23 protein-coding genes are annotated in these 26479 nt (G+C 43.9%); 11 read left to right on the top strand and 12 right to left on the bottom strand.

Going from position 1 to position 26479, the window contains the following annotated elements:
- Nucleotides 1-97: 97 nt before the first annotated feature.
- From DFP79_RS01575 to DFP79_RS01560, 4 genes are read left to right on the top strand one after another with little or no spacing between them, the layout of a single operon-like run.
- Nucleotides 98-1030, top strand: a complete 933-nt coding sequence (locus DFP79_RS01575; protein WP_133502209.1) for an ABC transporter substrate-binding protein — start codon at nucleotides 98-100, stop codon at nucleotides 1028-1030.
- Between the two features lie 21 nt (nucleotides 1031-1051).
- Nucleotides 1052-2089 (top strand): FecCD family ABC transporter permease, encoded by a 1038-nt coding sequence (locus DFP79_RS01570; RefSeq protein ID WP_133502208.1) that lies wholly within the window; start codon nucleotides 1052-1054, stop codon nucleotides 2087-2089.
- Nucleotides 2090-2101: 12 nt separating this feature from the next.
- Nucleotides 2102-3157 (top strand): FecCD family ABC transporter permease, encoded by a 1056-nt coding sequence (locus tag DFP79_RS01565; protein WP_133502207.1) that lies wholly within the window; start codon nucleotides 2102-2104, stop codon nucleotides 3155-3157.
- Complete coding sequence (locus DFP79_RS01560) at nucleotides 3154-3978, top strand: ABC transporter ATP-binding protein (RefSeq protein ID WP_133502206.1); 825 nt, start codon at nucleotides 3154-3156, stop codon at nucleotides 3976-3978. Before DFP79_RS01565 ends, DFP79_RS01560 begins: the two co-directional genes overlap by 4 nt.
- A gap of 124 nt (nucleotides 3979-4102) precedes the next feature.
- Here the strand turns inward: DFP79_RS01560 and DFP79_RS01555 are convergent, their stop codons facing one another.
- Entirely contained in the window at nucleotides 4103-5002 is a 900-nt protein-coding gene (locus DFP79_RS01555) for a LysR family transcriptional regulator (RefSeq protein WP_133502205.1), read from the bottom strand.
- A gap of 173 nt (nucleotides 5003-5175) precedes the next feature.
- Here DFP79_RS01555 and DFP79_RS01550 point away from each other — a divergent pair, with 173 nt between their 5' ends.
- The gene (locus tag DFP79_RS01550) at nucleotides 5176-6252 is read left to right on the top strand and encodes an MBL fold metallo-hydrolase (RefSeq protein ID WP_133502204.1); all 1077 of its coding nucleotides are present in this window, start codon (nucleotides 5176-5178) and stop codon (nucleotides 6250-6252) included.
- Between the two features lie 92 nt (nucleotides 6253-6344).
- Complete coding sequence (locus DFP79_RS01545; RefSeq protein WP_133502203.1) at nucleotides 6345-8234, top strand: TonB-dependent receptor domain-containing protein; 1890 nt, start codon at nucleotides 6345-6347, stop codon at nucleotides 8232-8234.
- Nucleotides 8235-8326: 92 nt separating this feature from the next.
- Here DFP79_RS01545 and DFP79_RS01540 read toward each other — a convergent pair whose 3' ends face one another.
- The 3 genes from DFP79_RS01540 to DFP79_RS01530 form a co-directional block, all read right to left on the bottom strand.
- On the bottom strand, nucleotides 8327-8521 hold the full coding sequence (locus DFP79_RS01540) for a hypothetical protein (RefSeq protein ID WP_133502202.1): 195 nt from the start codon (nucleotides 8519-8521) through the stop codon (nucleotides 8327-8329).
- Nucleotides 8522-8752: 231 nt separating this feature from the next.
- Entirely contained in the window at nucleotides 8753-11662 is a 2910-nt protein-coding gene (gene glnE / locus DFP79_RS01535) for a bifunctional [glutamate--ammonia ligase]-adenylyl-L-tyrosine phosphorylase/[glutamate--ammonia-ligase] adenylyltransferase (RefSeq protein ID WP_133502201.1), read from the bottom strand.
- A gap of 24 nt (nucleotides 11663-11686) precedes the next feature.
- Nucleotides 11687-12637 carry a CYTH domain-containing protein gene (locus DFP79_RS01530; RefSeq protein ID WP_133502200.1) on the bottom strand — a complete coding sequence of 317 codons (951 nt, stop codon included), beginning with the start codon at nucleotides 12635-12637 and terminating at the stop codon, nucleotides 11687-11689.
- A 167-nt stretch (nucleotides 12638-12804) separates the two neighbouring features.
- Here DFP79_RS01530 and argE point away from each other — a divergent pair, with 167 nt between their 5' ends.
- On the top strand, nucleotides 12805-13959 hold the full coding sequence (argE, locus tag DFP79_RS01525) for an acetylornithine deacetylase (RefSeq protein WP_133502199.1): 1155 nt from the start codon (nucleotides 12805-12807) through the stop codon (nucleotides 13957-13959).
- 106 nt (nucleotides 13960-14065) lie between these two features.
- The gene (gene argA, locus DFP79_RS01520; RefSeq protein ID WP_133502198.1) at nucleotides 14066-15376 is read left to right on the top strand and encodes an amino-acid N-acetyltransferase; all 1311 of its coding nucleotides are present in this window, start codon (nucleotides 14066-14068) and stop codon (nucleotides 15374-15376) included.
- A 158-nt stretch (nucleotides 15377-15534) separates the two neighbouring features.
- On the opposite strand, the gene DFP79_RS01515 is transcribed toward argA, so the two are convergent.
- From DFP79_RS01515 to rpoE, 5 genes are read right to left on the bottom strand one after another with little or no spacing between them, the layout of a single operon-like run.
- Nucleotides 15535-16947, bottom strand: coding sequence for a DegQ family serine endoprotease (locus DFP79_RS01515; protein ID WP_133502197.1), 1413 nt, complete (start codon nucleotides 16945-16947; stop codon nucleotides 15535-15537).
- A gap of 59 nt (nucleotides 16948-17006) precedes the next feature.
- Nucleotides 17007-17474: a SoxR reducing system RseC family protein gene (locus DFP79_RS01510; RefSeq protein ID WP_133502196.1), complete on the bottom strand. Its 468-nt coding sequence runs from the start codon at nucleotides 17472-17474 to the stop codon at nucleotides 17007-17009.
- Complete coding sequence (locus DFP79_RS01505) at nucleotides 17471-18499, bottom strand: MucB/RseB C-terminal domain-containing protein (RefSeq protein ID WP_243730168.1); 1029 nt, start codon at nucleotides 18497-18499, stop codon at nucleotides 17471-17473. Before DFP79_RS01505 ends, DFP79_RS01510 begins: the two co-directional genes overlap by 4 nt.
- A gap of 6 nt (nucleotides 18500-18505) precedes the next feature.
- On the bottom strand, nucleotides 18506-19210 hold the full coding sequence (locus DFP79_RS01500) for a sigma-E factor negative regulatory protein (RefSeq protein ID WP_133502195.1): 705 nt from the start codon (nucleotides 19208-19210) through the stop codon (nucleotides 18506-18508).
- Nucleotides 19211-19214: 4 nt separating this feature from the next.
- Nucleotides 19215-19802: an RNA polymerase sigma factor RpoE gene (rpoE, locus tag DFP79_RS01495; RefSeq protein WP_133502194.1), complete on the bottom strand. Its 588-nt coding sequence runs from the start codon at nucleotides 19800-19802 to the stop codon at nucleotides 19215-19217.
- 276 nt (nucleotides 19803-20078) lie between these two features.
- On the opposite strand from rpoE, the gene nadB reads away from it, so the two are divergent.
- Nucleotides 20079-21677, top strand: coding sequence for an L-aspartate oxidase (nadB, locus tag DFP79_RS01490; protein WP_133502193.1), 1599 nt, complete (start codon nucleotides 20079-20081; stop codon nucleotides 21675-21677).
- A gap of 28 nt (nucleotides 21678-21705) precedes the next feature.
- Here the strand turns inward: nadB and DFP79_RS01485 are convergent, their stop codons facing one another.
- Both DFP79_RS01485 and DFP79_RS01480 read right to left on the bottom strand, forming a co-directional pair.
- The gene (locus DFP79_RS01485) at nucleotides 21706-22125 is read right to left on the bottom strand and encodes a hypothetical protein (RefSeq protein ID WP_133502192.1); all 420 of its coding nucleotides are present in this window, start codon (nucleotides 22123-22125) and stop codon (nucleotides 21706-21708) included.
- 52 nt (nucleotides 22126-22177) lie between these two features.
- Nucleotides 22178-22453: an FAD assembly factor SdhE gene (locus tag DFP79_RS01480; RefSeq protein ID WP_013660048.1), complete on the bottom strand. Its 276-nt coding sequence runs from the start codon at nucleotides 22451-22453 to the stop codon at nucleotides 22178-22180.
- A gap of 178 nt (nucleotides 22454-22631) precedes the next feature.
- On the opposite strand from DFP79_RS01480, the gene ygfZ reads away from it, so the two are divergent.
- A complete protein-coding gene (gene ygfZ, locus DFP79_RS01475) occupies nucleotides 22632-23549 on the top strand; it encodes a CAF17-like 4Fe-4S cluster assembly/insertion protein YgfZ (protein ID WP_133502191.1) in 918 nt (305 codons plus the stop codon).
- Nucleotides 23550-23765: 216 nt separating this feature from the next.
- Here the strand turns inward: ygfZ and DFP79_RS01470 are convergent, their stop codons facing one another.
- Entirely contained in the window at nucleotides 23766-25331 is a 1566-nt protein-coding gene (locus tag DFP79_RS01470) for a methyl-accepting chemotaxis protein (RefSeq protein ID WP_133502190.1), read from the bottom strand.
- 204 nt (nucleotides 25332-25535) lie between these two features.
- Here DFP79_RS01470 and DFP79_RS01465 point away from each other — a divergent pair, with 204 nt between their 5' ends.
- A complete protein-coding gene (locus tag DFP79_RS01465) occupies nucleotides 25536-26111 on the top strand; it encodes a hypothetical protein (RefSeq protein WP_133502189.1) in 576 nt (191 codons plus the stop codon).
- Nucleotides 26112-26479 lie beyond the last annotated feature (368 nt).

Genomic DNA, 26479 nt, shown 5'->3' with positions numbered 1-26479 from the left:
AAGAGTTTTGAATAAATAATGGGAAGTATTATCATTCTCGGAATTATTTAGGCTGCCGACTCGTCAGCTATCGACTTTTTCATGGAGATCCGTGGTTATGTTCTCATTTCGTTCAATTGCGTTAAGCACACTTTCTACCGTCAGCGTCCTTGTTTCATCCAGTGTATTTGCCGATGTAACACTGCAAACCAAGTTTGGAGCAGTCACGGTTGACGACAATGCCGAACGCATCGTTACGCTGTACGAAGGCGCATTGGATGCACTAACAGCAATGGATGTTGAGGTCTTAGGCAGTATCAGCACCCGAGGCGGTGACGGAGTTGCGCAATATATTTCAGATCAAGTACCTAATATTCAAATCGTTGGAACAACAAAAGAAACGAACATTGAAGCGGTATTAGGTTTACGACCTGACGTTATCATGGCGCCGTATTACTTATCAGAGTCTCAATACAAAATTTTATCTAAAATTGCGCCGACGATCGCACCTAACTTCGATCGTTCAAAGTCTTCAGTTTGGGAAGAAGAAACCCTCTTCTTCGCCAAAGCAATTGGTAAAACTGCACAAGCCCAACGCGCCATCGAAGATGTCCATCAACTAGCTGAAAAAACAAAATCGCAATTAGAATCAAGCATACCGGCTGAGAAGCGTGAAGCGATGCTCGCTCGCTGGATGCCTCAAGGACCTATTGTGATGGCTGATTACCTGTTCGCGAATGGATTACTTTCTTCCGTAGGTCTAGAACCCACACATAAAAATTTATTAAGAGGCAAACGTCCACATTCCAGCCCATTAAGTTTGGAGAACCTTTCTGTCATCGATACGGACTGGTTGTTCCTAGCGACGCTGAATAAAGACGGTGTTGATGCGTTGGAAGCTGCGAAATCTTCTCCAGCATTTTCTCGATTGAATGTCATCAAACAAGATCATGTGACGTTAGTTGATGGCCAAACTTGGACCAGTGCTTCAGGGCCAATTGCCGCTACAGAGATCATCAATAACGTAGCCGATGCTCTCTTAGCTAAATAACGTCACTGTTTAACACTATAAATGCAGAGATTTATTAACGATATTTTTAGGGAACAAGCCCCAAGTCAGCGCGCACTTTTACCGTGTTTTATCGTGTGCTCTGGCTTGTTTGTGCTTGTTACCTTATCTTCGATGCTCATTGGCGCAGGCGAAGTTGGAGCTACCGATGCGTTGTCAGCGTTAGTAGGACTTGGCAATGATGAAGCCAATTTCATATTGTTTGAACTGCGCATCCCTAGAACACTCACCGGAATTTTTGTCGGCATTGCATTGGGGCTTTCTGGAGCACTCATGCAATCCCTCGCCCGAAATCCACTCGCAGAACCCGGACTGCTTGGCGTCAGTGCAGGTGCTTCGTTTTCCGTTGCTGTCGCACTGATTTTTGGCGCTAGCATTGCCACTCTTACCATAGGAATGGCACAGCTGGGCGCCTTGCTCGGTTGCCTTTTTGTGACCGCAGCGGCGCGTATGCAAGGTCAGTTCAAAGATCCTGTTCGATTGGTATTGGCCGGCGCGGCGCTTTCCAGCTTGTTGACTGCGTTGACGTCGATATTATTGATGTTTGACGAACGCGCCGCAGATGAAATTCGTTTCTGGGTAACTGGCAGCATTGCTGGCCGCTCAATGGACAACCTCTTGCTGGTATTACCTTATGGGCTTGTCGCCCTTATTATTACTCTGTATGTATCAAAACCATTGGCATCCATGGCGTTGGGAGAGAAAGTGGCGCTGGGTCTAGGACATAACCCCAAGGTCATTCGTTATCTTGTCATTCTAGCGGTCGCTCTCTTGGTCGGGTCAGCTACGGCTGTCGCAGGCCCTATTGTGTTTGTCGGACTGGTGGTGCCATTTGCCGCCAGAGCGATAGTGGGCGCCGATATTCGTAGAACAATGATCATCTGCATCCCTATTGGTCCTAGCCTTTTATTGTTTGCGGATATTTTTACACGACTTATTGCAAGACCATCAGAAATGCCGCTAGGCGTTCTAACCGCCATCATCGGTGCACCCATTTTACTTATGATCGTCCGGGCAAAACGCCTGCCGACCTTATCTTAGGCATAGGGAACTATGAATCATTTTTTCCCTCACTATCAGACCACAGCATGGAAAATTGGCTCTCGCCAGCTTAATGTCGTCATCGAATCCGATGCTGTCATCAGAAACCTCATTCTTACTGTGTTGTTGCTTGGCTCAGGCATCTTGTCATTATCGATTGGAACTGTTTACGTTTCGCCGGATCAGGTCATTAAGGCGCTTCTTGGCGAAGGCGATTCGATGACCCAGTTTTTAATCAATGACTTAAGGCTTAATCGAATTCTTGCGGGTATTTACACGGGCGCCGCATTCTCTCTCGCTGGGTGCTTAATGCAGAATGTAGCTCGTAATCGTCTGGCTACGCCCGGTATTATTGGTATTGATAACGCCGCTATGGCGTTTGCGGTTGCCTCTGTTGTGGGAATTGGCATCAGCCTGTCCCCCTCTCATATGGCGCTGGTCGGTGCGGCCACTGCAACCGCGCTCGCCTTTGCGATTGGAGGTGGCAGTGGAACACGTGGCTATCGCTTTATTGTTGCTGGGCTTGGAATCGGTGCCGTATCGGGCGCGGTTTCACAACTGCTATTGTCCCAAGTACATATTGATGTTGCCAATGCAGCGTACCCTTGGACCGTTGGCAGCCTTTCTGGACGCGATGAAGAACAAGTCCCTTGGATGGGGTTCATCACGCTTTTGGCGGTCATTGCCTGCATAATCCTTACGCGATATTTCAGGCTGTTGTCTTTTGCGGATTCCGTTATCATCACATTGGGACAAAAACCCAACCAGATACGGTTCCTTGCAGTCGTCATCTCGGTTACTTTGACGGGGTTTGCCGTGGCTATGTCCGGCCCTATTGGGCTCATTGCCCTTGTCGGCCCAGAAATGGCACGCACTTTTGCAAAACACAAAGGTCTTCCGCTCGTTTCAAGTGCGATTTGTGGCGCGATTTTGATGGTGTTAGCCGACCTTGTCGGTCGAACGATTTTATCTCCAATCGAATTGCCCGTTGGCATTGTCACCGCTGTAGTTGGTGGTCCCTACCTCATTTGGATTCTTATTCGTAAGCCTAAACAGAGCTCTCTATGACACGTTCTTCTACTCATCACTCTTCAAGAGTTCAACCATTATCCAGTTTAAGTACCGAGCATTTAAAGCTCGCTCACGGGGCGCGCGATATTGTTCACGATCTCACGGTACATTTCCCAGAAGGCAAAGTGACCTCCATTGTTGGACCAAATGGGTGTGGCAAATCCACTTTGCTAAATGGCTTAGCACGTATACACAAACCGACTGCTGGTGATGTGAAGATCGACGGAAAAGACATTCACTCTATTGCTTCCAAAAAAGTAGCTCAGAAGTTGGCATTACTGCCCCAAGAAACACTAGCACCCGATGGCATCACGGTAAAAGAACTCATTCGATTTGGACGACACCCTCATCAAGGGCTATTAAAACAATGGGGAATGAATGACGCGGATGCTATTAAGTTTGCCTTAAATTCAGCAAATTTAAGCGATTTAGCAGACCGACCATTAGATACGTTATCTGGAGGACAACGCCAACGTGCTTGGATAGCGATGTGTATTGCGCAAGAAACACCGCTATTGCTTCTAGATGAGCCGACATCCGCATTGGATCTAGGGCATCAAATTGAAGTGTTTGATCTCATTCGTGATCTGTCATCCGAGGGTAAAAGTGTCGTGATGGTTGTACACGATATTACAATGGCCGCCCGATATTCTGATCACCTTATCGCGATGAAAGGCGGCAATATCATTGCGACGGGCAGCCCAAAAGACGTGATTACGCAACCGTTATTAAAAGAGCTGTATGGAATCCAATGCGATCTCTTCGAAGACCCCAAAACGGGGACTCCCATATTGCTAAATGTTCAACGCGCAAGTTAAGAAAGGTATGAACATGTCCACTGGCTTCAGCTTGTGGACAACGCTTCGTTATCCGAGGCAAGTTCCATTGTCCAATATTGCGCAGTTCCACTTTCCAATATTGCGCATATTGGCAAACAAGTTATCAAACTAAAACGTCGACCGCGCCAGTACGCAAATGCTGCAAAAAAGCCTGTATGCGCTTTGGCAAGTGTCCATACGGATATATCAAGTACATTGGTAGCGACGGCAATTGCCAATCAGGGAACACTCGAATCAGATCCCCTGGATGATGCTTTTCGCGACGCTCTGCCATATAGTCTGGCAAAATACCCACACCGTTTCCCGATACAATGGCTTCCATTTGCATGCCTATTTGATCTGACAGTAATCTGGATCTTGGAATCGATATCGCTTCCATTCCTTGTTCATTATGGCAAAGCTCTAACTCGTCGCTGGGCGTATACAAATTGTGTAGATTCACCCACGGCAAATCTTCAAGCTCTTTGATCGTTTCTGGATTTTTATAGCGCGAAGAAAAACCGCTCGATATATACAAACCACACGACACTTGACCCAACAGCTCTGCTTTCAGATGTGTATCTTTTATTTCACCTAACCAAAGAGTAATGTCGGATTTTATATCATGACTGAGTATTGAATCCGTTCTGAGATTGATGCTCACATCTGGATACTTATCGAGAAACGACAACACTTCATTAGGGAACCAAGATCGAGCGAAGCTTGAAAAGACCGTAACATCAACCTCACCAACCACTTCATCTTGTAAATGGTCTAGGGTTTTCTTACCTTGCTTTGCCGTATCTAATATTTTTTTAGCAAACGGAAAGAAAGCTCGCCCAGCGTCGTTTGCAGACATCTTATTTGCATGGCGCAGCAAAAGAGGCTGCCCCAAAATCCCTTCTAAATTGGATATGCGTCGACTCAGTGTGGATTTAGACACCCCCAGCAATCGAGCGCTTTCGGTCAGGTTTTCCGTCTCCATTACCATAGCAAAACTCTGGAGATCATTTAGATCATACATCGCGCAACGGTCCCCCTCACAGGCTTAATAGCAGTTAGTGTTAAAGAAAATGCCAAAGCTCAAACAAGCATTGCAAAGATCGCAACAGCATGTTCCATGAAATTAACAAGAATCTATGTAAAAATGAGAACAGTTAACATTTTCGTTTGAATAAACTAATTTGAGATCCCATAATGCCAGCGAAACCGTCAGTACGCCACTCTACAAAACAAAGCTTATTGAAAAAATCATTATTATCGATGGCTACAATCAGCTCTTTATCCCTCTTTTCAACACTTTCATTTGCAAGTACAGAACTCACGCCCACTGAACTGGCAGAACAAGGTTTAAAAGCTGGCGCTAATTACTCTGGTCTTCACAGCTTATGCAATATCGACAAGCCACTTGCATTTGCGGGGATGAAACGAAAAAGCGGCAAAAAAAGAACATTAACCGATGAGGAGCGTAAGCGTCGCTCTGCGAAAGCGGTGATCGAACCGACTCAAGTGTTCGATAACTTATACTTTGTAGGCAATAGAAAAGTGGCCAGCTGGGCGGTGACGACATCAGAAGGTATTATCCTGATTGATGCTATGAACAGTAATGGGCAAGCAGAAAACATCATTGTTGCAGGGCTTAAAAAGCTGGGGCTAGATCCAAACGACATCAAATATCTCGTCATTGCACACGCTCATGGAGATCACTACGGGGGTCAGGAATATCTGGTAAACAACTTCCACCCGCGGGTCATTATGAGCGACGAAGATTGGACCGAATTAGAGAAACCTGTTCAAGAAATCAATAACCCACGTTGGGGCAAAAAACCAACGCGCGATATTTCGGCCCATGATGGTTATGAATTAACGCTAGGCGACACCAGTATAGAATTGTACGTCACACCCGGACATACGCTTGGAACGCTTTCTATGATTATCCCCTTAAAAGAAGGGAACAATACGCATTGGGCAGCACTTTGGGGAGGAACTGGACTTAATTTTGGCCCAAATGAACCTCGCATCCGACAATATTCAGCTTCCGCTCAGCGCATGAAAGAAATCGGCGAGAAAAAAGGGGTGGATGTGTTCCTGTCAAACCACCCTACACGTGATAACTCAACGAAAAGAATCGCTCAACTAAAAGAACGACAAGCCGATGCCCCTCATCCATTTGTAGATGACAACGCGCTCGCCGCATTCGATCTGCTTAGAGATTGCAGCCTCGCCCACGCAATAAAACTACATAAAGCACTAAACAAAACCGCTTCTAACTAAATTTTAAATTAAAAGACGAACGAGAACCCCTATTCCCCTTTTTAGGGGTGCTCTCACTACGTCTACGACTTTGTATACTGGAGACTTTTTCAATGAAAAAAGCATCAATCATCACAATGACAGCGCTTGCTGTTTCAGCCGCCAATACAACCTATGCAGAAGAGCAACTCGACACACTGGTTGTGACGGCATCAGGGTTTGAGCAAGATACAACGGAAGCGCCGGCTTCTATCAGCGTTGTTACAGCAGAAGAAATAGAAAAAGGCGCTTATCGAAACATTGGTGAAGTATTAGAGAATATCCCTAGTGTGAAATTAACACGCTCAGGAGGAGGAACAAATTTAGGTATGCGTGGGCTTTCTGGCGATTATACGATGATAATGGTTGACGGAAGAACGCAAAGTTCACGTGAAGCAAGATCAGGAATAGCTGAAGGCTATGAGCAAGAGTGGCTCCCTCCTCTATCAATGGTTGAACGTATTGAAGTTGTGCAAGGACCGATGTCCACACTATACGGATCGAGCGCAATGGGCGGGGCAATAAACATTATAACCAAGAAACATCCAAGTAATTGGCGCGGTAACTTGCATTCTGAAATAATCGTTTCAGAAGGTAGCAACTTTAATGACACCCAAAAGAGTAGCCTATATCTTGGCGGCCCAATAATCGAAGACACCTTAAGCGTTCAATTTGGCGCAGAGTTTTTAGACCAAGAAGAAGACAACATTGATGGTGGTTATCCTGAGAAAGAAATCGATACCTACTTTGCGAAGTTTGATCTATCAATTAACGAAAATCATGAGATCGGCTTAGACATAAGTAAAGCGTCTCAAGAAAGAACTCGAACAGCTGGAGTGACAGATGAGAACGATAGCTTGCAAGAGAATAAAAAAGAATCGATTGCTATCACTCATAGCGGTCGATACGGTGACCTGACCGAAAATAGCTTTATTCAGCAAGAAGTAACAAATAACACAACAGATGATTCAGAGATAACCAATACTCAATTCGATACTAAGTGGATCGTTCCAACCGATAATCATACATTTACAGTCGGTGGGAGCTATATTGATGCCGAACTTAAAGACAATTCCAATCTAGCAGACAGTGGCTTAACTAAGCTTTCCAGTGATCAAATATCGCTATTTGCTGAAGACGAATGGTATCTGTTTGATGACTTTGCTTTAGTGACCGGACTTCGCGCAGACAAAAACGAAAACTTTGACAATCATTTAAGTCCTAAAGTTTATGGTGTATGGAACGTCACAGACACATGGACACTAAAAGGCGGCGTTTCAACAGGCTACAAAGCACCAACCTTAAGACGCCTTAGCGATGATTGGGCAATTGGATCAAATCGAGCTGTTACCTATGGAAACTCTGAATTGAAACCAGAATCCTCCGTTAGTTCTGAATTAAGTGCCACATACAGTGGCACCAGTTTTGTTACGACAGTTGCAATCTACAAGACCGACTTCGACGACAAACTAGATAGAATGAACTGCCGCGATACCACTATTTGTTCCAGCAGCGCAGGCAGTCGAGATAGAATATGGGTAAATATCGACAAAGTTGAAACAAAAGGGGTGGAACTAAGCACTAAATACCAATTGACACACACTCTTTCGACTAGCCTCAATTACACGTACAGTGATTCTGAAGTTAAGTCAGACAACGAGCGACGCGACGGAGTGCCATTATTAGATTCTCCAAAACACCTAGCGTCACTTTCTGTAAACTGGACTGCAACAGACAAGCTCAACCTGTGGACAGATTACACGTACTACGGAAAATCCAATGAAGAGGACGATCCAACACCGTCATACAAGCTTATTGATGTTGGTGCGAACTACAAATTTAACAAAAATCTAAAACTGAGTCTGGGAATCAATAATACTCTTGACGAAGAATTTACTGACGAAGAATACGGTTATGTAGATCATGGCCGCGAATACTGGGCTGCAGTGGACGCTTCGTTCTAAGCGTTAAACAGATACAGGATAAACAGGCATAAAAAAACCAAACTATCGAACTTAAAAGTATGCACTTTATGGACGATAGCTTGGTTTTTTGTTTATACGCGAATATTAATATTCTGACCAACGTTTCCGACTGGCGCAGAAGATGCACTCGCTTGAGGTGCGCTCTTCGCTGTGCTGTCTAACAGCTGAAGCGTTTGCGACCCCTCTTGTACTTGTTGCTTTTTCGCAAGGTTGGCACTTAACGCTTCCATCCCGTACGACTGAGCAACACTTCCTACTTCTGACATACATCCCCCTTAGAAGAAAAGTCTGAACAGAGTTGCAATGAACAGCGACTCTAACGACTCTTTACGGCCGTTTTTACAAAACCTTTAATATGCAAAAAGACAAAAATGAACACCGCTCATATTAATAAAAGACTTTATAATTCAATTATATAAATAAAAACAAAAATAGATAAACGAAATTATCCGTACAAAGCACTGTTAAAAAAAACAATACTTTACAAAATGAAATCATCACTCCCCTGAAAACGATTTCCAATACCCTCGAATCACACCCTGACTCTCTTCCAGTTCTTCAAGTTGTACCACTCGCCCCTGCTTCTGGAGGCTCTGCCTATGAGTCAGCGAGCGATACAAGGTATAAGTGTCTGTCATTTTTTGCGCTATATCGTCCTCAAGTAATCCGAGCTTATTCGCCGCTTCAATTTGACGAACATTGTCAGAGTACGTCATAAGTTCTGGATGTTTATACGACCAAGCCAATACTAAGTACTGCACCATAAATTCGATGTCTATGATGCCGCCTTGCCCTTGTTTTAAGTCAAAGCCCTTTGAGTCACTGCCTTTATCCAGATGCCCGCGCATTTTTTCGCGCATCTTGATAACTTCTTGCTTTAGTTCGCCCTGATTTCTTTCGTTGCTAAGCGTGCTATGTCGAGCCTTTTCGAACGCCATCGCGAGAGCATGCGGACCCGCTAAAACGCGCGCCCTCGTAAGTGCCTGATGTTCCCAAACCCACGCTTCTTTTTCTTGGTAGTTCGTAAAGGCTTCCAAACTGCTTACTAGCAGTCCAGAGTTCCCCGAAGGGCGAAGACGCATGTCGACTTCATACAAACGGCCAGCTGACGTAAAACTCGTTAACATGTGGATGACTCTTTGACCAAATCGGGTATAGAAGGTCAAATTATCCACACTGCGATTTCCATTGGTCGAACCGTTGATGTCGCTGTTATGAATGAACACAAGGTCGAGGTCTGAATCGTAGCCCAACTCTAAACCACCAGATTTTCCATACCCGACAACAATCATTTCAGGTTCAGATACAGGCTCACCATTCTTTGAAGGATAACCGTGTTTGTGAACTAAATGATGCCAACTTTGACGAAGCACCACATCTAAAATCACTTCAGCAAGCCACGTTAAGTGATCACTTACTTTCATGACAGGCAAGACACCCGTTATATCACAGGCTGCGATTCGAAGAATGATCGAGCGACGGAAGCGGCGCAGTGCATCCATTTGAGCCTCTTCGTCTTCTTCTGGCAATCGAAGCAGTATTTGAGAAAGCTCTTCTTCTAACTTGGCTTTGTTAGGCGGCGAGAATAACGTGGTGGCATCCAGTAATTCATCTAAAAGAGCTGGAGTCGTTGTGATGGATTCTGAAAACCAAGCACTTTCTTGGCACAGTCTAATTAAATGTTGGATAGCTGCTTTGTTTTCACACAACAAAACAAGGTAGGCAGTGCGTCGAGCTATCGCTTCAAGGATGGGCAGAACCCGCTCCAAGACAAGATCTGGTTTTTGATCGCTCTCGTTTTCCTCTGCCAGCAACGTCATAAACATCCCCATAAAAGTAGCGAGGCGTTCATGACCAATGGGTTGCATATAGGTCACGATTTTAGACGAAATAAACGATCGCATTTTCGATTCAATGCTTTGTTGGTCTATCCAGTTAACCTGCTCTAACGCGAGATCTAACAAATGGGATTTATCGGGTCTTTTGAGAATCAGCCGCCAAGTTTCTGAGGTATCACAGGCGCTCTCTTCTTCAGGCGCGTCGATCAGCTCAACGAAGTATTTGTGTGCATTGTTCCGATGTTTCCAAAGAGTCGTCTCAAGCGAACTCCAATCAGGTTCCCCTACTCTTAGCGCCAAACGCTGACGTTCAAGGTCATCGTTTGGTAAAAGTTGAGTTTGCTCATCTTTCACTGACTGCAATGCGTGTTCAGTACGACGTAAATAACGATACGCTTCGAGCAGTTCATCTACTTCATTTTCGGGCAAGTATTTGGCTTTTTTAAGATAGGGTAAGACGGTATAAATAGACGGTGTTTGCAGGCTTGTATTACGCCCGCCGTGTAAAATTTGCAGTGCTTGCACGACAAATTCAATTTCTCGGATACCGCCTTCGCCCAATTTGATATTATGCTCAATGCCTTTACGACGAACTTCTTTTGCGATCATCCCTTTGAGATCGCGCAGCGCACCGATCGCACCAAAATCCAAATACTTGCGATAGACAAACGGTTTACGAATCGCTTCGAAATCCGCAACATCTTGCTCTGATCCAGACATCACACGTGCCTTGATCATGGCGTAGCGCTCCCAATCCCGCCCTTGATCCTGATAATAGTTCTCTAAAGAATCCATGTTCAAAACCAGCGCACCTGATTGCCCAAAAGGCCGCAATCGCATATCTACGCGGAAAACAAAACCTTCTGCTGTCACCTGATCAAGATGCTGAATAAGTTTTTGACCGATCTTAGTGAAGTACTCTTGGTGGCTGATGCTTTTGCGGCCATTTTGAGTTTCGCCGTGTTCTCGAAAGGCAAAAATCAAATCGATATCGGACGATAGATTGAGTTCTTTTCCGCCTAATTTTCCCATCCCGATAACAACGAGTGATTGTTTGTTTCCTTCAATGTCGAGCGCTTCTCCATAGAGACTTTGGTAGTTTTTTTCGCTCCAATACAAACTGGCGTTGACCGCCACATCGGCCAACTGGCTCAATATCAAAGTCAGACGTTCAAGGGATATTCTTTGTTCGATGTCTGCTACGATCAATTGCGTCATCCACCAGTGACGATATAAACGCAACTGACGCATAAAGGTTGCTTCATCCCAATCAGGCAAATCCGCTTCTGGGTCATCGGTATTCCATTTCAGATGACCGCAGAACAAATGAGACAAACTTGGAGATAACACATCCAAATCAGTTTCAAGCCTCATCCATTTGATATTTTTAACCCATTGGGTATGTAAGTAATCACTTAGCAACCAGAGTTGTTTGTATCGAGTATTTTCTTCGTCCGTTAATAAGGACAATTGACTACGTTCTAGCGCATCAGAAACATGTTCAAATTTAAGTGCTTTAACATCCTCGGATACAAGGATTGAGGCTTGAGTAAGATGAGATAAAGACAAACAAACACCCTTTTATTTTTATTTTTAGAACTGAATTTGCTGATTCAGCCACAACCCAATATGCAGCATCACTTTGCCCGTATGTTCCACTTTGGCCAGCGCTTCTAACACATTGTCATTGTCCGCATTCATTGCATCAGACAGCGAACGATCCAGTTCATCAAGTTCATTGTGCAACTCATCAGATAAACATTTTTTAAGTTGTAACATCGAATTTCGAACTGGCTGAATTAATATTTCGTCTTGCAGATAAAACATGGCTTCCCAGTAAGTGATCCACGTTTCATACCAGTACACGGCAAATTCTAGGTTTGTGCTATTGGCAGATGGCGTGTCAGGAAATTCAATTTTCCTATTTTTCAGGCGAGCGCCTTTCTGCGCTTTGGAGACCAAATTCACTTGAAGCGGTAACTTGTCACAAAGAACCAATGCAAAACTATATAGGTCTTCGCCGTTTCCCGTTTTTAGCTCCAATTCCACTTCGCTAATTTGATCTCTTCCGTATGGAGAGGTTACATCACCATTGTCACAAGCTACTTCGATCTCTGTGCCATTATATTGAATGTCCCAAATCTGACGTTCAAAATCTGTTCTAAACACTTCCACAATGTCTTTTGACCATGAAAGGTCTTTTAATTCTTCAGGCAGTGGAACCTCTTTAAGAAGCGAAAGATCTAATGAGTCAGTAGGAACATCCCATTCCCACTCACCTCGCTCATGCATTCCAACACGGCTACTTCCACGTGTTTTAACCGTTTGAATGAACCGTCCATCGACCGCGCGAATGCGCAAAGCGATGCCCGCATTCAGTAATGTCGCTTCAGGTGTATCATAGTAGGCATTCATTAATGACAAAGTTGGCCTACGAAAGTGTTGATTTTCAGCGCCGTCACTGCAAAACTCGTCTAGAAATAGGCATACTTTTGTTTGATGCTCAGGTTGAACCATTAATTTTAGTTCAAGCTCAGTGGCCATATGTGTTCTAACCTCTTTGAATTCGACACAGAATTTACGTCTTTTATTCTTTGTTACTTTGAGGCGTTCGAAACGACCTAAAAAGCATCAAAGCAACCGAGGTGCAAGTGTAACAAATTAATCAGTGGTCGCTCACATATTGAATGGCAACTTTTCAGGAGAAATTTATGTCACAGGTTCCATCACTTGTTCAAATGATGTCACAGCTAATTGGCTCACCTTCTATCAGTTGTAGTCAAGTAAGTTGGGATCAGTCAAATAAAGAGGTGATTCAGCTATTAGAAAGCTGGCTATCAACCATAGGGTTTGAGTGCAAAGTCTTGCCACTGCCAAATCAACCAGAGAAATTTAATTTGATTGCCACAATAGGAAAAGGCAACGGCGGTTTGGTTCTATCGGGTCATACTGATACCGTGCCGTATGATGAAGGACGCTGGGAATCCGATCCGTTTAAGCTTACCGAACGAGATCACAAGCTCTTTGGTTTAGGAACCTGCGACATGAAAGGTTTTTTCGCCATCGTCATAGACACGCTTAAAGACATGGATCTGAGCAATCTAAAAGAACCTCTCATTATCCTTGCGACAGCGGACGAAGAAAGTTCAATGGCTGGCGCACGCGCACTGTCGCAACAAACAAAGTGGAATGCTCGTTATGCACTTATCGGTGAACCAACATCATTAACACCGATCCACGCTCATAAAGGCATTATGATGGACAAAATTCGTGTGACGGGTCAGGCAGGCCATTCCTCGAATCCAAATCTTGGTCGCAGCGCAATGGATGCCATGCACGAAGTGATGAGCGAACTGATGCGCTTTCGAAATGAACTTAAGCAAACCTATCGAGATGCAAATTTCGTTATCGACTACCCTACATTGAACCTAGGCTGTATACACGGCGGCGACAATCCAAACCGGATCTGTGGAAAATGTGAAATAGAGTTCGATATGCGTGCGCTGCCCGGTATGAGCAATGATGCGCTATTTAACGAAGTGAAAAAACGATTACCTGCCATCGCAGAACAAACCAACACCGAAATTGAGCTTTCAAGCCTATTTCCAGATGTGCCTTCGTTCTCTACACCAAAAGAATCGGCTATTATAAAAGCCTGCGAAGAACTTACCCAACATGACGCTGAAACCGTCGCATTTGCAACGGAAGGTCCTTTTCTAAATAAACTCGGGATGGAAACCTTAGTACTTGGTCCAGGCTCGATAGATCAGGCCCACCAGCCAAATGAATATTTAGCTTTGGATCAAATAGGCCCAATGCAACATGTAATAAAAGGGTTAGTTGAGCGTTTTTGCATTTCTCATTAGCAAATTTAACGCACAGAGATAGTAATATGGGAGCGTATCCGTTTTGAGTAAAGACAGGATTGCCCAACAGAAAAACCGTACAAATGACTAGGAATAAAATTTCATCGTGTCTGACGAGCTAAATTATGTTGAATGGTTTCGCCATTCCTCACCTTACATCAATGCCCACCGGGGCAAAACTTTCGTCATCCAGATCCCAGGAGAGGCGTTAGAAAGCCCGATGTTTTCCGGCATCATTCATGACCTTGCGCTTTTGGATTCGCTTGGCATTCGATTGGTTCTGGTTCAAGGCGCTCGCCCACAAATAGACCGAGTTCTTAATAATCGACGACTAAGCAGTCAACTTGAAGATGGCTATAGAGTAACGCCACATGACCAGCTATTGGATATTATCCAAGCCTCTGCAGCGGTTCGAGTTCAACTAGAAGCTCAACTTTCCATGGGGCTCGCGAACACCCCAATGGCAAATGCTCGCTTAAAAGTATGCAGCGGTAATTTCGTTATTGCGCGCCCTTTAGGCGTAGTTGACGGCATCGATTATGGTTTTTCTGGCGAAGTGCGTCGTATCGATTCCGAAGCGATTTTTCGCCTATTAAAAGACGACAACATGGTTTTGCTGCCTCATTTGGGTTTTTCTCCGACAGGAGAAGTCTTTAACCTAAAAGCCGAAGACGTCGCGACGCAAGCCGCTATTCAACTCAAAGCCGACAAGCTTATTATTTACTCAGAAGAAGGCGGCGTCTTCAACAACGAGGGTTCTATCATGTCAGAATTGCTCGCTCGTGATGCCGAGACCATTCTACATGGTAGACGTTTAAGCCCTTCAACACATGCAGCGTTAGAAGCATGTGTACAAACGGTTCGAGCTGATGTTCCCCGTGCGCACATGATCTCTTTTAATGAAAATGGCGGCCTGCTAAGAGAGCTTTTCACCCGAGAAGGCGCAGGCACAATGATCGACGAAGACAGCTACGAGCAACTGCGCGCAGCAAACATTGACGATGTCGGCGGCATGATGGCCTTATTGGCACCACTGGAAGAAAAAGGCGCTTTAGTCAGACGCTCTAGAGAACTATTAGAAAACGAAATTTACCGTTTCATCGTCATCGAACGAGACGGTGCTATTGTCGCTTGCGCGGCTCTGTATCCGTTTGAGAAAGAGCTATCGGGCGAACTCGCCTGTTTGGCCGTGTCTCCCAATTATAGAGGTTCAAACCGCGGTGAACTGCTGCTAAAAGGAATAGAAGCGGAAGCGAGAAAACAGGGTCTAAAAACCTTATTTCTGCTAACCACACGCACCGCTCACTGGTTTATAGAACACGGCTTTAAAGAAACCGACATTGACGACTTACCGACTCAAAAGCAAGCGCTTTATAACTATCAACGTAACTCGAAAATTTTTGCGAAATCATTGTGAATTGACAGTCAAAAGACGTTGGCTGAGCTTGTCGAAGCCCATTCTTAACTGACTCGATAAAACAGTTCTAAACATCTCTTGTTCTAAACAAATACAAAAAAGCCCAGACGTAATCAAACGTCTGGGCTTTTACATTTATACGAATGATCTACCGTTCGTTAATCCACAATTTTAAAGGGTATAAACATAGGATAGCCATCTCGAATGACTCGCATCGGTACTGAGCGATTATTTGGTATGACTTCCGCAATACCATTGAAGCCCTCAACATCACTAATACGTTGACCGTTTAGCATGGTGATCACGTCACCTTGTTGCAGGCCATTGCGCGCGGCCGTGCCACCTAGCACCTGCTCCACTACGACACCACCTTGGATGCCTAAACGCGTCGCAAGTTTCTCTGGAACCTCACCGACAACCATACCTAAGCGGTTTTGCTGTTGTTCGCTTTGGCTGGCCAGTTTCGAATCTTCTGGTCGTTTTTCTAATGTGAAATCGATAACTTTATCTTTACCGTTACGGAATACCGTCGCCGTGACTTCGCTGTCAGCCTTCATACGTCCAACAATATACGGCAACTCAGATGAATGCTCGATCGTTTGACCTTCAAAAGACATTATAATATCACCTGCCTGGAGTCCCGCTTTCTCAGCAGGCGAATCCGGCATGACACGACTTACCAATGCGCCATGAGGACGGTCTAAACCAAACGACTCAGCCAAATCATTATTTACATCTTGAATGATCACACCCAACCAAGCGCGAGATACCTTACCGTCTGCTTTCAATTGATCCACAACAGACATGGCCACTTTAGACGGGATAGCAAACGATACGCCCATAAAACCACCAGAGCGAGTGTAGATTTGAGAGTTTATCCCTACAACTTCGCCTTCTAGGTTAAATAAAGGACCGCCTGAGTTTCCTGGATTAATCGCTACATCGGTTTGGATAAACGGTACGTAGTTGTCGCTAGGAAGGTTACGACCTAGCGCACTGACAATGCCTGCTGTGACCGTATAATCAAAACCAAACGGAGACCCAATTGCCACAACCCACTGTCCGGCTTTTAGATCGTCTGAGCGCCCCATTTTAACGGTAGGGAGATCTTCGGCATCAATTTTAAGCAACGCGAGATCGGTACGCGCATCGGTTCCTACTAACTTCGCCTCGTACTCACGTCGGTCGTTAAGACGAACATGAATCACATCTGCGCCATCAATAACATGGTTATTTGTTAATACATATCCGTCTTCAGATATAATGAAACCGGATCCTAAAGAACTGCGTTGTCGCTGCTGTCTTTTGGGTGTCTGTTGTTGACCTTGGCCAAAAGGCTGTTGACCAAAGAAATGACGAAAGAACTCGTTCAACTCTTTGGCATCCGGGTTGAGTTGCTGCCCAGAGGCGCTCGACGATGTTTGTTCAGTACTGATGTTAACAACCGCTGGAGAGGCTTTTTCTACCAACTCGGTAAAATCGGGCAGGTTAGCCGCAGCATTTGCATACACAGAGAACATTAGAGCAAAACTGACGGCAGCTACGCTCATGGTTTTAAGCAATCTGTTCATTAATTTGGTCTCCTTAGATATACCAATATCATTACAGTGCCAGGTGAAGAAAGGTGAATTCAAAAGCTCTGAACTATGTTGATAGTTTGCTTATGAGTTGAATCTATACGTAAAATTTTGGGGTAAAAATTCGGATTGTCTGTTTCTTTTTGGGATTTACGTTTAGCCAAATACAGGCCACCAGCAAACCCTATACACGCTAGGAAAATAGGAAAAAACGTATTATCAGTAAACAACGACGGTATCGTTGCGCCAAGCATCAAACCCAGTAGCGGAATGGCATACATCCACATTGAAGCTTGTAACAATGTATCCTCTGGAATGCCAACAACAACTTTTTGCCCTACTTGAACAGGTATTGGAGCAATCGCTTTCATTTGCATACGATTCGAGTTCGTTACTTTAGCGATCGTATGATGACCGCATCCGTGACGAGCACGACAGGACTCACAGGAGCTTGTGCGAATCGTTTCAACGTCCGCAAAGCCATCTTCAACGGCCAATACAGTGCCACTCTCTTCGATCATTGTGTTGCCTTTGGCATAAATACAGACATTAGGGTTTCAATGGTAGCCGGTGGCACTTCGCCCACCAGTGTTAATAAGTAACGCTCTCCGCGCATCGTAACCGTTCGTTCTGCGGCATGTGTCGCCCCCCTAGACATCACATGAAGCGGTACTTTTTTTATCGATGGTTCGATAAACACCGACACAGTGGCCATACCGTCCGACAGCAGCAACATATTCGCATCGTTACGAATTAAATGCGCTTGCTTCCAAACCATACCGAAACCTTTGGGAAGCCATTCAAATTCCCAACCGTTTTCTACCTCTTGGGGAGATTCAGATTCAAACGAAACTTTGTACGAATCCTTGTTAGGGGTGAAGTCTTTTACTTTCAAGTCTGGATTCAGGCTTAAGGATACAAACTGAGTTCGCTCTAAAAGACGACCTTTACGATCGTACATATCATGCTTCAAAAGAAAACCGCTTTCATTGTCCAGCCAAAACGCATGTCCAAATCTATGTTCGTCTTTTGGAATCAACTTAATGACTCGTGCGGCACGTCCAGCAATACGCGTATTTTTACGGCTTAACTTTAACGTATAGCCTTCTTTTATCCGCTCTTCGTCTAATTCTTTAAATCGATTGAATGGCTGGTTCCAAAACGCAGAGGTATTTAGCGCCGCTTCGTCAGGTGAAATACAAATTAGACTGTCGTCGACACGAATTAAGGTAACATCTGCGCCATCAAGATCTTCAAGGCTTTCGTATTCCACACCACCAATCAATCCATGGCGAATACGCATACTGTTTAAACGATTTTGCCCCGAATGAACAAAAATACCGTCATAATCTAACGTAGAAAAAGAGAGCGTCATTTTCTTCAACCAATCGAACGGCATGACAGATGTCATTTCTCCGCTAGACTGCGCTCCATGTTTATCCATTTTTGCGTGATCCGTGTCTGCATGATCCAGTGATTCAGCATACAAAGCGGATGACGCGAGTAAGCACATACACACAAACGAATAAACCAATGAACGAAACATACTTTACTACTTCTCTTGCGTAGAACTTGGGGCTGGGTAACTCACTACCCGTGCCATTGGCATCATGCCTTGTCCGGACGTCAATGCAGATTGTTCAGCATGACGTTTCAGATACTCCTGCAAACGTTCGTTATTTTCCAACCCTGAATTATTTTTTAAACTCTCAATCGGCGCTATTTGCGAATTTACATCAAGGTTATTAGCGACTTGCTCAACCCCTTGATCTTTCCCAACGCCATTATCCAATAATAGGTTACCGCCCAATACTACGACAAACGCAACACTTGCCGCCAAGGCACCGCCAAACACAGCACCACCAAAAAGCCATGTTGGCTTACGCGCGCCAGTATTCTTTGTCGATGGCTCCGATAAATTGCGAACTTTTGAAGCCTCTGGAATCGGAACAACATTCTCAGCATGAGCAACAGACGCCTCTTCCTGCGCCATTTTGTTATGCATACTCTGCAAAAAAGACTGAGTATCTATCTCCAATGGGCTCGCTTCATGATGGATCGCATGATTAACACGGTGCAATCGATCAAAATCGGACGCCCATTGAGACGCGTCTTTTTCTAATAATCTATCGAGTTCATCTGCTGACAGTTCTGAATCCATAAAAGCAGAGAGAACTTCAGGCAGCTCCGTACTTTGCAGCTCGTTATTTTTTAGATCTGTGTTTTGCATTCCTGTATGTTTAGATTGATCTTTCATACAATCAGTCTCCTGCCCCAAGTAAAGGGCGAATTTTCTTTTCTACAGCATCTCGCGCACGAAATATTCTCGATCTCACTGTTCCTATAGGGCAGTTCATTATCTGAGCGATTTCTTCGTAATTTAAACCGTCGAACTCCCTTAGTGTCAGTGCACCACGAAGTTCTTCTGGCAATTGCTTGATTGCATCGTGAATAATTGCCTCAAGACGGTCTCTATTAAGGTTAGCATCTGGTGTGCTTATGTCTTTTAAACCGTCGTAATCACTGAACACTTCTTCGTCGTCAAGCTCAATATCAGAGCTCGGAGGACGTCGTGATCGAGCGACGAGGTGATTCTTCGCAGTGTTTACTGCAATTCGATACAACCAGGTGTAAAAAGCGCTTTCACCTCTAAAGCTGTCAATTGCTCGATACGCTTTAATAAAGCTATCCTGAGCGACATCTAATACTTCATGCTTATCCTGTATGTAGCGCCCTATTAACGCGGCAACTTTATGTTGATATTTGGCAACCAACAAATCGAAAGCTCTTTTATCGCCTTGCTGCACTCTCTCAACCAACGCCTTATCATTTGACGTCTCTTCCTGCATAGGCACCTCGTACCCCAACCTCTTCTATGTGCCCACACTCAACTTACAATAATGGACAAGCCGTGTTTCATTAAGTTCCCGAGCGTTAGCTATTTTGATGCTCAATTTTGACCTATTGCCATTCGATTTAGTCTTTTACGCCTATCAATATGGCGACATAACCGCACAATACAAGATAAATAGCCTGTGTAATGTGCAAATACTGCTTGTAAGTATTCACTCCACAGCGCAATAAATAGTAACATTAATCCCCTTAATTGGAGCTAGAACAAAAATATGAGTCAACACCACCATTTTGATATTGTGATAATAGGCGCAGGAGCAGCCGGCTTAACATTAGCATTGGAACTTGCGGACAAACATACCGTCGCCGTATTAACAAAAGGCGACATCAAGGAAGGCTCAACTTTGTATGCGCAAGGAGGTGTTGCAGCGGTTTTATCAGAAAAAGATACTGTTGAATCTCATATTCAAGATACGATCAATGCGGGTGCAGAACTAGGTAATCAAGACGCAGTAAGGTTCACTGTCGAGCATTCAAAAGAAAGTATAGATTGGCTGATAGATCAAGGGGTTCCATTTACGCGCAACGGCGAAGGGGATCATTACCATCTAACAAAAGAAGGTGGTCACAGTCATCGACGCATCATCCACAGTGCCGATGCGACAGGATTAGCGATCTCTAAAACTCTGATTCGAAACGCTAAGAACCACCCTAACATCCATTTCTTTGCCGACAGAGTCGCCATTGACCTCATTACCACCCAAAAGCTCTCGTCATCGGTCTCTGATCAAGACAATAAAGTCGTCGGTCTTTACGCTCTTAATCTTGAAAACGATTCGATTGAAGTGTTCCACGCCGGTCGAGTTGCCTTGGCATGTGGCGGCGCAAGTAAGGTGTATCTATATACTAGTAACCCTGACACAGCTTCGGGTGATGGCATTGCTATGGCTTGGCGTGCAGGTTGCCATGTCGGAAATATGGAATTTAATCAGTTTCACCCTACGTGTTTATACGATGCAAAAGCCAAAACATTTTTAATATCTGAAGCGGTTCGTGGCGAAGGCGGACGTCTATTATTGTCCGACGGGACACGCTTTATGTTCGAGTTTGATGAAAGAGGCGAACTCGCTCCACGTGACATCGTTGCACGTGCCATTGACCATGAAATGAAACGTCTTGGAGAAAAGCACGTTTACCTCGACATTTCGCACAAAGATCCAGACTTTATAAAAGAACACTTTCCAACGATTTATCAACGCTGTCTCGACTGCGGCTATGACATTACTAAAGAGCCGATTCCAGTCGTACCTGCTGCGCACTATACCTGTGGCGGTGTTGTGGTGGACGAACACAGTGCAACGAATATCACCAATCTCTACGCAATCGGTGAAACTGCGTATACAGGACTCCACGGCGCCAATCGACTTGCAAGCAATTCTTTACTCGAATGCATTGTCTTTGCTCGATCTGCGGCAAAACACATCCGTAAAAGCGATTCGAATGACGCAACGTTGGATATTCCAGATTGGGACGACAGCCAAGTAACAGACTCAGATGAAGCCGTAGTAATCACTCACAACTGGGCTGAGTTACGACGCTTTATGTGGGATTATGTTGGTATAGTAAGAACAAATAAACGCCTTTTGCGTGCTAAACACCGTGTGGATATGCTGCAATCCGAAATCAATGAGTTCTACAGTAATTACAAGGTATCAAGCGATTTACTTGAGTTGCGAAACCTCGCAGTTGTGGCAGATTTAATCATTCAATCCGCCATGTCTCGCAAAGAAAGCCGCGGCTTACATTACACATTAGATTACCCAGAGAAACTTGATCAGGCTGAGCCTACTGTTCTCATTCCTAGTCGATAGATTGCACTCTATCGACTAGGAATATCGATTAGTTATATCGCTTATTCATACTCTGCACTGCGGCAATGGAGCACAAACACCTAAAATCGGTGTAGCGCATCTGATCTCGAAACAGCACGATCTTCTTTCTCGGTTTTAGCGACAAACAGTAAGCATTTACCGTATCCATCAATCGTCGTTTGATCGATCGCTCTGAGCTATCCGTTTGTATCTCACCATCGTTTACCGAGCAAACAACACCAAACCAAGTCACTTGATCTATTTTGAGTGGGATAGGCGTTTTTGTGGATGACCAATACAGCAGCTTCCCTTGTTGCTCCCCCTGCCCAAACTCAAGCTTACACTGATTTTTCGAGCGAGAGAAAAGACAAAAAATACCCGCGCTTACCGCCGTCACACCAACGATTGCAAAGATCCAAATAGGAACAAGGAGGGAATCGAGCGTCACGATCAGGCAAATCAGAACAAGCAGCCAGATCGCAACGTCAAAGTGGGAAAACTTAAGCTTGATAGTTTTCAGGTTGAACTCGCGTCACAATAATATCCACGATACGAGCTAAGTCTGGATCTTCCGGTACTTCTTTCTGCATAAACCAAGGGAAGATTTCCTGATCTTCACATTGAATCAGTTTATAAAAGCGCTTTTGATCTTCTTCATCCAGAGTAAGAAAGACCTCGTCCAAAAAGGGTTCAAGCAATAAATCCAACTCAAGCATGCCTCGACGGCAATGCCACTTAAGTCGTTTGAAGCCAATGGACTCTTTAGTTTCACTCATAGCAAATACTCTCTCTATCGATAGCGCACATTATAGCTGGCGAACCTCGACGCGAAAACCGCCTGCTATGATATTGATCAATTTAATCGTCTTAATCTTTTTCTACTGCCTGTTATTGAAAAACAACCTCATTTACCCCATCTAGATAGAACCACGTCCATTGCGCTTCGGAGACACCATGCAACTTGCTGACCTGTTAAACACTGTTTTACCCACTAACGCTGCTCGCTCACTGACAGAACTGGGCTTTATCCACGTTGAGGGCAAAGACGCACAGAAGTTTCTTCAAGGGCAAGTCACCGCAGATGTCTCCAAGGTAACAAACGAAGCCAGCAGCTTTGGCGCGACCTGTACGCCCAAAGGTCGAGTGATCTCGAACTTTCTTATTTGTCAGGTCGCAGATGAGCAGTACCTTTTAACCTTACACTCGTCATTGGTCGAAAAGACGCTGGCTCACTTTAAGAAGTACGCCGTGTTCTTTAAAGCTACTCTGACTGATGCTTCAGATACCTACGCAGCCTTTTCTGAATACGCTCGCTCTCTTGATAACGACGAGACGCCTCAGGATGAATACGCCCTGCTCCACCCGACACAAAAAATAGGAGATGTTCTTTCAATCCAATTGAACAACACCTACTTCAATGAGACGCTTTCGATTGCCGCAACGGAGCATTTACAAGACCAAGCAGCGACCAATGAGGAAGCACACCGTGTTATCTCCTTGCTTGCAACGCGCCCATTTATAGAACTCAAAGACAGCGAAGAAATCTTACCGCAATGGTTCAACATGCAACGCAACGGTTCCATTAGTTTCACCAAAGGTTGCTACACAGGCCAAGAAATCGTCGCCCGTATGAAATACCGAGGCAAGTCCAAAAAGCACATGGCGCTTGTCAGTTCAGAATCTGAATTAACGGCAGGAATGGACGTAACCAATCAAGAAGGGAAAACCATCGGCACACTGCATGACGTAGCCTCCTTCGAAAGCAGCTATGTAGCACAAGCCATTCTCAATGTGGATCAAGAAGAGCTAGAGTTGGTAATGCTTGATGGTAAGGCAGCCGAGCTTCTAGCGCTGCCTTATGGGTTGGATTGATCGCGAGTTCAATAATTTGTCTCTGAATAAAGAAACTAATTGTCTGTTTGACCTATGATATAAATTCATAAATACAGCGTCCTTATTAAAAGAGGTACCATCCTGCGCTTTCTAATTTTAGGTATGGTTCCTCTATGTTGAGATATATTCTGACTCAAGGGTCGTATTGTTAGACACCCAACCGTATTGTTTTTTTTGCCTAGAGAACCTGTCCTGTCATACCTGAAACTTAGATAAAGAGTGTTTTATTTTCTCAGACTGTTTGGCGAGGTTGTCACAAAACATGATGCTTTCTGTAGACAAGTCGTAGGAATCTTTACTTATATCACGAATGATAGAGATTTCAGCATTGGCCGAATTGGTAATGTCTTTTTGGACCCCGGTGACACTTAATATGTTCTGATTTAACTGATTAATATGTTGAACTTTGTTGGCTAGGTTTGTGAACATGGAGAGTAAACTGTCGGCCTGAGCCACTGCGCTTTTGGTTTGCTCACTGCTAAGCTTTATCGATGTCACGGCTTCTTCTGTGCCTTGGATTAGGTTGTCGATTTGCTCTTTAATTTGATCTGTTGATTTTTGGGTTTTTCCTGCTAATTCTCTCACCTCATCGGCTACAACAGCGAATCCCCGCCCTTGCTCTCCAGCTCTAGCTGCTTCAATGGCAGCGTTTAAGGCTAATAAGTTGGTTTGTTCTGCGATATTTCTAATCACATCCATAACCGTGCTTACTTGAAGGCTAAGCTCTGATAAATTTTCAACCACTAATGCAGCCGCGTCTACTTCTTTGGAAACACCGTGAATAACATTTTTGTTTTCTTCTACTTGGTTTCGGCCATCCTTCGTAATTTCACTCGCTTCATTTAGGCTATCTGTTATCTGGGTGACATAGGAGCTGCTTTCCATGGCCTTGTCACCCAATTCGTTCATAGAAGTCAGAACAATGTCCATTTTTTTATCTTTTTCTAATAAGCGAGATTGAACGTTATCGGCAGATTCTCGTGTTTTTTTGACGATGTTCCATTGATTACTGCTCTGAATGTCCACATCCTTAATTAAAGTTTGTAGCGTCTCAACAAAACTGTTGATAGAGCGAGACACTGCTTTTAACTCTGGTGTTCCCACTTGCTGCAACCTAGACGTCAAATCCCCATTACCATTGTTTAATTCTTTAAGAAGGGTTCGCAATGTCTTTAGCGGGGTCGTTATTTGTTTTGAAATAATAATACTAATCAAAAATATAGCGATGAGTAATGACACGGCTGTATTAATAACGAGGCTCATCACTACCACATTGATGGACTCAAAAACACTATCTAGATTCCAGTAAACGATTAACCAACCCACTTGCTTCTCATTTTTTAGGTTAATTATCGGGGTTGCGATCAGAAGTTGATGTTCGACAAGGCGATGTTCGGTTTTCGTTTCTTCGAAACGGAGCCCTTGTTTCATACTTTCCATTGGTGGCGCCTCTTCATGAGCAACATGAGTCAACAGTATTTCTTGTTTCATATCAGTCACTGACGCACCTGAATAAGCCATGTTTTTCGTATGTATTAATGCAGTTATCGGCTTCATTAAAATGCTGCTTTTTTTAAAACGAACGCCACTTGCCATTTGATCTGCCATGTTCATTGTAATTGAACGGTTTCCATTCAAGGATTGTTCGAGAAACTTTTCGTTCAATACACTACTAACAGAAACAACATTAACAATCGCAGCAATAGAAAATGTCACCACCATAAATAGAACAATGCGTTGTAAAATAGACAATCTTTCCACAATACAGTCCTTTCCTAAAAAGTTTTTAGAAAGTGTAGAATAAAATTTCAGATAAGGAGAAATTTATAAATATTTATTAATATGACGCCAGCCAAAGAGAGAGATCTAATAGCGTGAGAAACAAAAACGAAACAGTTTTGCATTTTTATTTTATTGTCTATACTTCAAAAAATATGATCAACTACAGCAAATAAGAGGTAAAATATGAAATACACTTTCACGCCTATTGCATCCGTTTGTTTGGTTTTCTTGTCTTACTCCGCTCAAGCAAATGAGTTCGCCCCAGAGATTAAAGCTCATCTAGAAGATACTGCTATGGCATGGATCAATAACCCAATGATCATCGATGCTATAAAAGCTCAGAACAGAAAACACATTAATATTTCGAATGCCGAAATCGATGCATTGGATAAAGAATGGCGAGCAGGTGTGAACGGGGGAGACACCAGTTTAATTGACTCTGTATTGAGTAGGCCTGTTTCAAGCTATCTCGAAGGCGTTAAAGCTGAGCATGAAGACCTTTATACTGAAATTTTCATTATGGACAACAAAGGTTTAAACGTTGGGCAATCTGACATTACTTCGGATTATTGGCAAGGCGATGAGGCCAAGTGGCAAAAAACATACTCTATGGGGCCTGGAGCAGTTAACATCGGAGAATTAGAAGAAGATGAATCAACTGGCGCATTCCAGTCTCAGCTTAATAGTACGATTGTAGACCCAAATACGGGGGCAGCGATTGGCGCTATTACGATTGGCATTTCCCTCGACGGTTTATAATCTCAAAATAGGCTAGTTTTAGAGCGAGAGTATCAGGCTCCTACTCTGGGGCCTTTGGGGATGAAAAAATTCGTATTGAAAGATTTGTCTCGCTTTTTTACTTCCCTAGTCTAACGTATGTTGCAATATTATCGATGCAGAGATGCCGATAAAGTATTTTATTAACACTCATTGCTTTTATGAAGGCACATTCAGTTCCAAGTGTTTTTTTCGTTATATTATTTAGAAAGAAGATATTACAAATAGATATATAAAAAACTCAATAAAATTATGATGAACACCATAATTTAAATAAAAAAACATTAACCAGAGGTATTACTTTTACGGTACATTTCCCACAGAGAGTTTTTATCTAAGTGATTTTTTGT

This window comes from Marinomonas balearica (genome assembly GCF_004362145.1).
GTDB lineage: Bacteria > Pseudomonadota > Gammaproteobacteria > Pseudomonadales > Marinomonadaceae > Marinomonas > Marinomonas balearica.
The sequence above is the reverse complement of the archived record's forward strand: the minus strand, read 5'-3'. Positions and strand labels throughout refer to the sequence as shown.

Coding starts and splice junctions, on each gene's coding strand:
- DFP79_RS01570 (WP_133502208.1), top strand. CDS start 1,052: ATGCAGAGATTTATTAACGATATTTTTAGGGAACAAGCCCCAAGTCAG.
- ygfZ (WP_133502191.1), top strand. CDS start 22,632: ATGCAACTTGCTGACCTGTTAAACACTGTTTTACCCACTAACGCTGCT.
- DFP79_RS01530 (WP_133502200.1), bottom strand. CDS start 12,637: ATGGCCACTGAGCTTGAACTAAAATTAATGGTTCAACCTGAGCATCAA.
- DFP79_RS01480 (WP_013660048.1), bottom strand. CDS start 22,453: ATGAGTGAAACTAAAGAGTCCATTGGCTTCAAACGACTTAAGTGGCAT.
- DFP79_RS01560 (WP_133502206.1), top strand. CDS start 3,154: ATGACACGTTCTTCTACTCATCACTCTTCAAGAGTTCAACCATTATCC.
- DFP79_RS01565 (WP_133502207.1), top strand. CDS start 2,102: ATGAATCATTTTTTCCCTCACTATCAGACCACAGCATGGAAAATTGGC.
- DFP79_RS01555 (WP_133502205.1), bottom strand. CDS start 5,002: ATGTATGATCTAAATGATCTCCAGAGTTTTGCTATGGTAATGGAGACG.
- DFP79_RS01500 (WP_133502195.1), bottom strand. CDS start 19,210: ATGAAAGATCAATCTAAACATACAGGAATGCAAAACACAGATCTAAAA.
- DFP79_RS01515 (WP_133502197.1), bottom strand. CDS start 16,947: ATGAACAGATTGCTTAAAACCATGAGCGTAGCTGCCGTCAGTTTTGCT.
- DFP79_RS01545 (WP_133502203.1), top strand. CDS start 6,345: ATGAAAAAAGCATCAATCATCACAATGACAGCGCTTGCTGTTTCAGCC.
- rpoE (WP_133502194.1), bottom strand. CDS start 19,802: ATGCAGGAAGAGACGTCAAATGATAAGGCGTTGGTTGAGAGAGTGCAG.
- nadB (WP_133502193.1), top strand. CDS start 20,079: ATGAGTCAACACCACCATTTTGATATTGTGATAATAGGCGCAGGAGCA.
- argE (WP_133502199.1), top strand. CDS start 12,805: ATGTCACAGGTTCCATCACTTGTTCAAATGATGTCACAGCTAATTGGC.
- DFP79_RS01575 (WP_133502209.1), top strand. CDS start 98: ATGTTCTCATTTCGTTCAATTGCGTTAAGCACACTTTCTACCGTCAGC.
- DFP79_RS01505 (WP_243730168.1), bottom strand. CDS start 18,499: ATGTTTCGTTCATTGGTTTATTCGTTTGTGTGTATGTGCTTACTCGCG.
- DFP79_RS01550 (WP_133502204.1), top strand. CDS start 5,176: ATGCCAGCGAAACCGTCAGTACGCCACTCTACAAAACAAAGCTTATTG.
- DFP79_RS01540 (WP_133502202.1), bottom strand. CDS start 8,521: ATGTCAGAAGTAGGAAGTGTTGCTCAGTCGTACGGGATGGAAGCGTTA.
- DFP79_RS01510 (WP_133502196.1), bottom strand. CDS start 17,474: ATGATCGAAGAGAGTGGCACTGTATTGGCCGTTGAAGATGGCTTTGCG.
- DFP79_RS01465 (WP_133502189.1), top strand. CDS start 25,536: ATGAAATACACTTTCACGCCTATTGCATCCGTTTGTTTGGTTTTCTTG.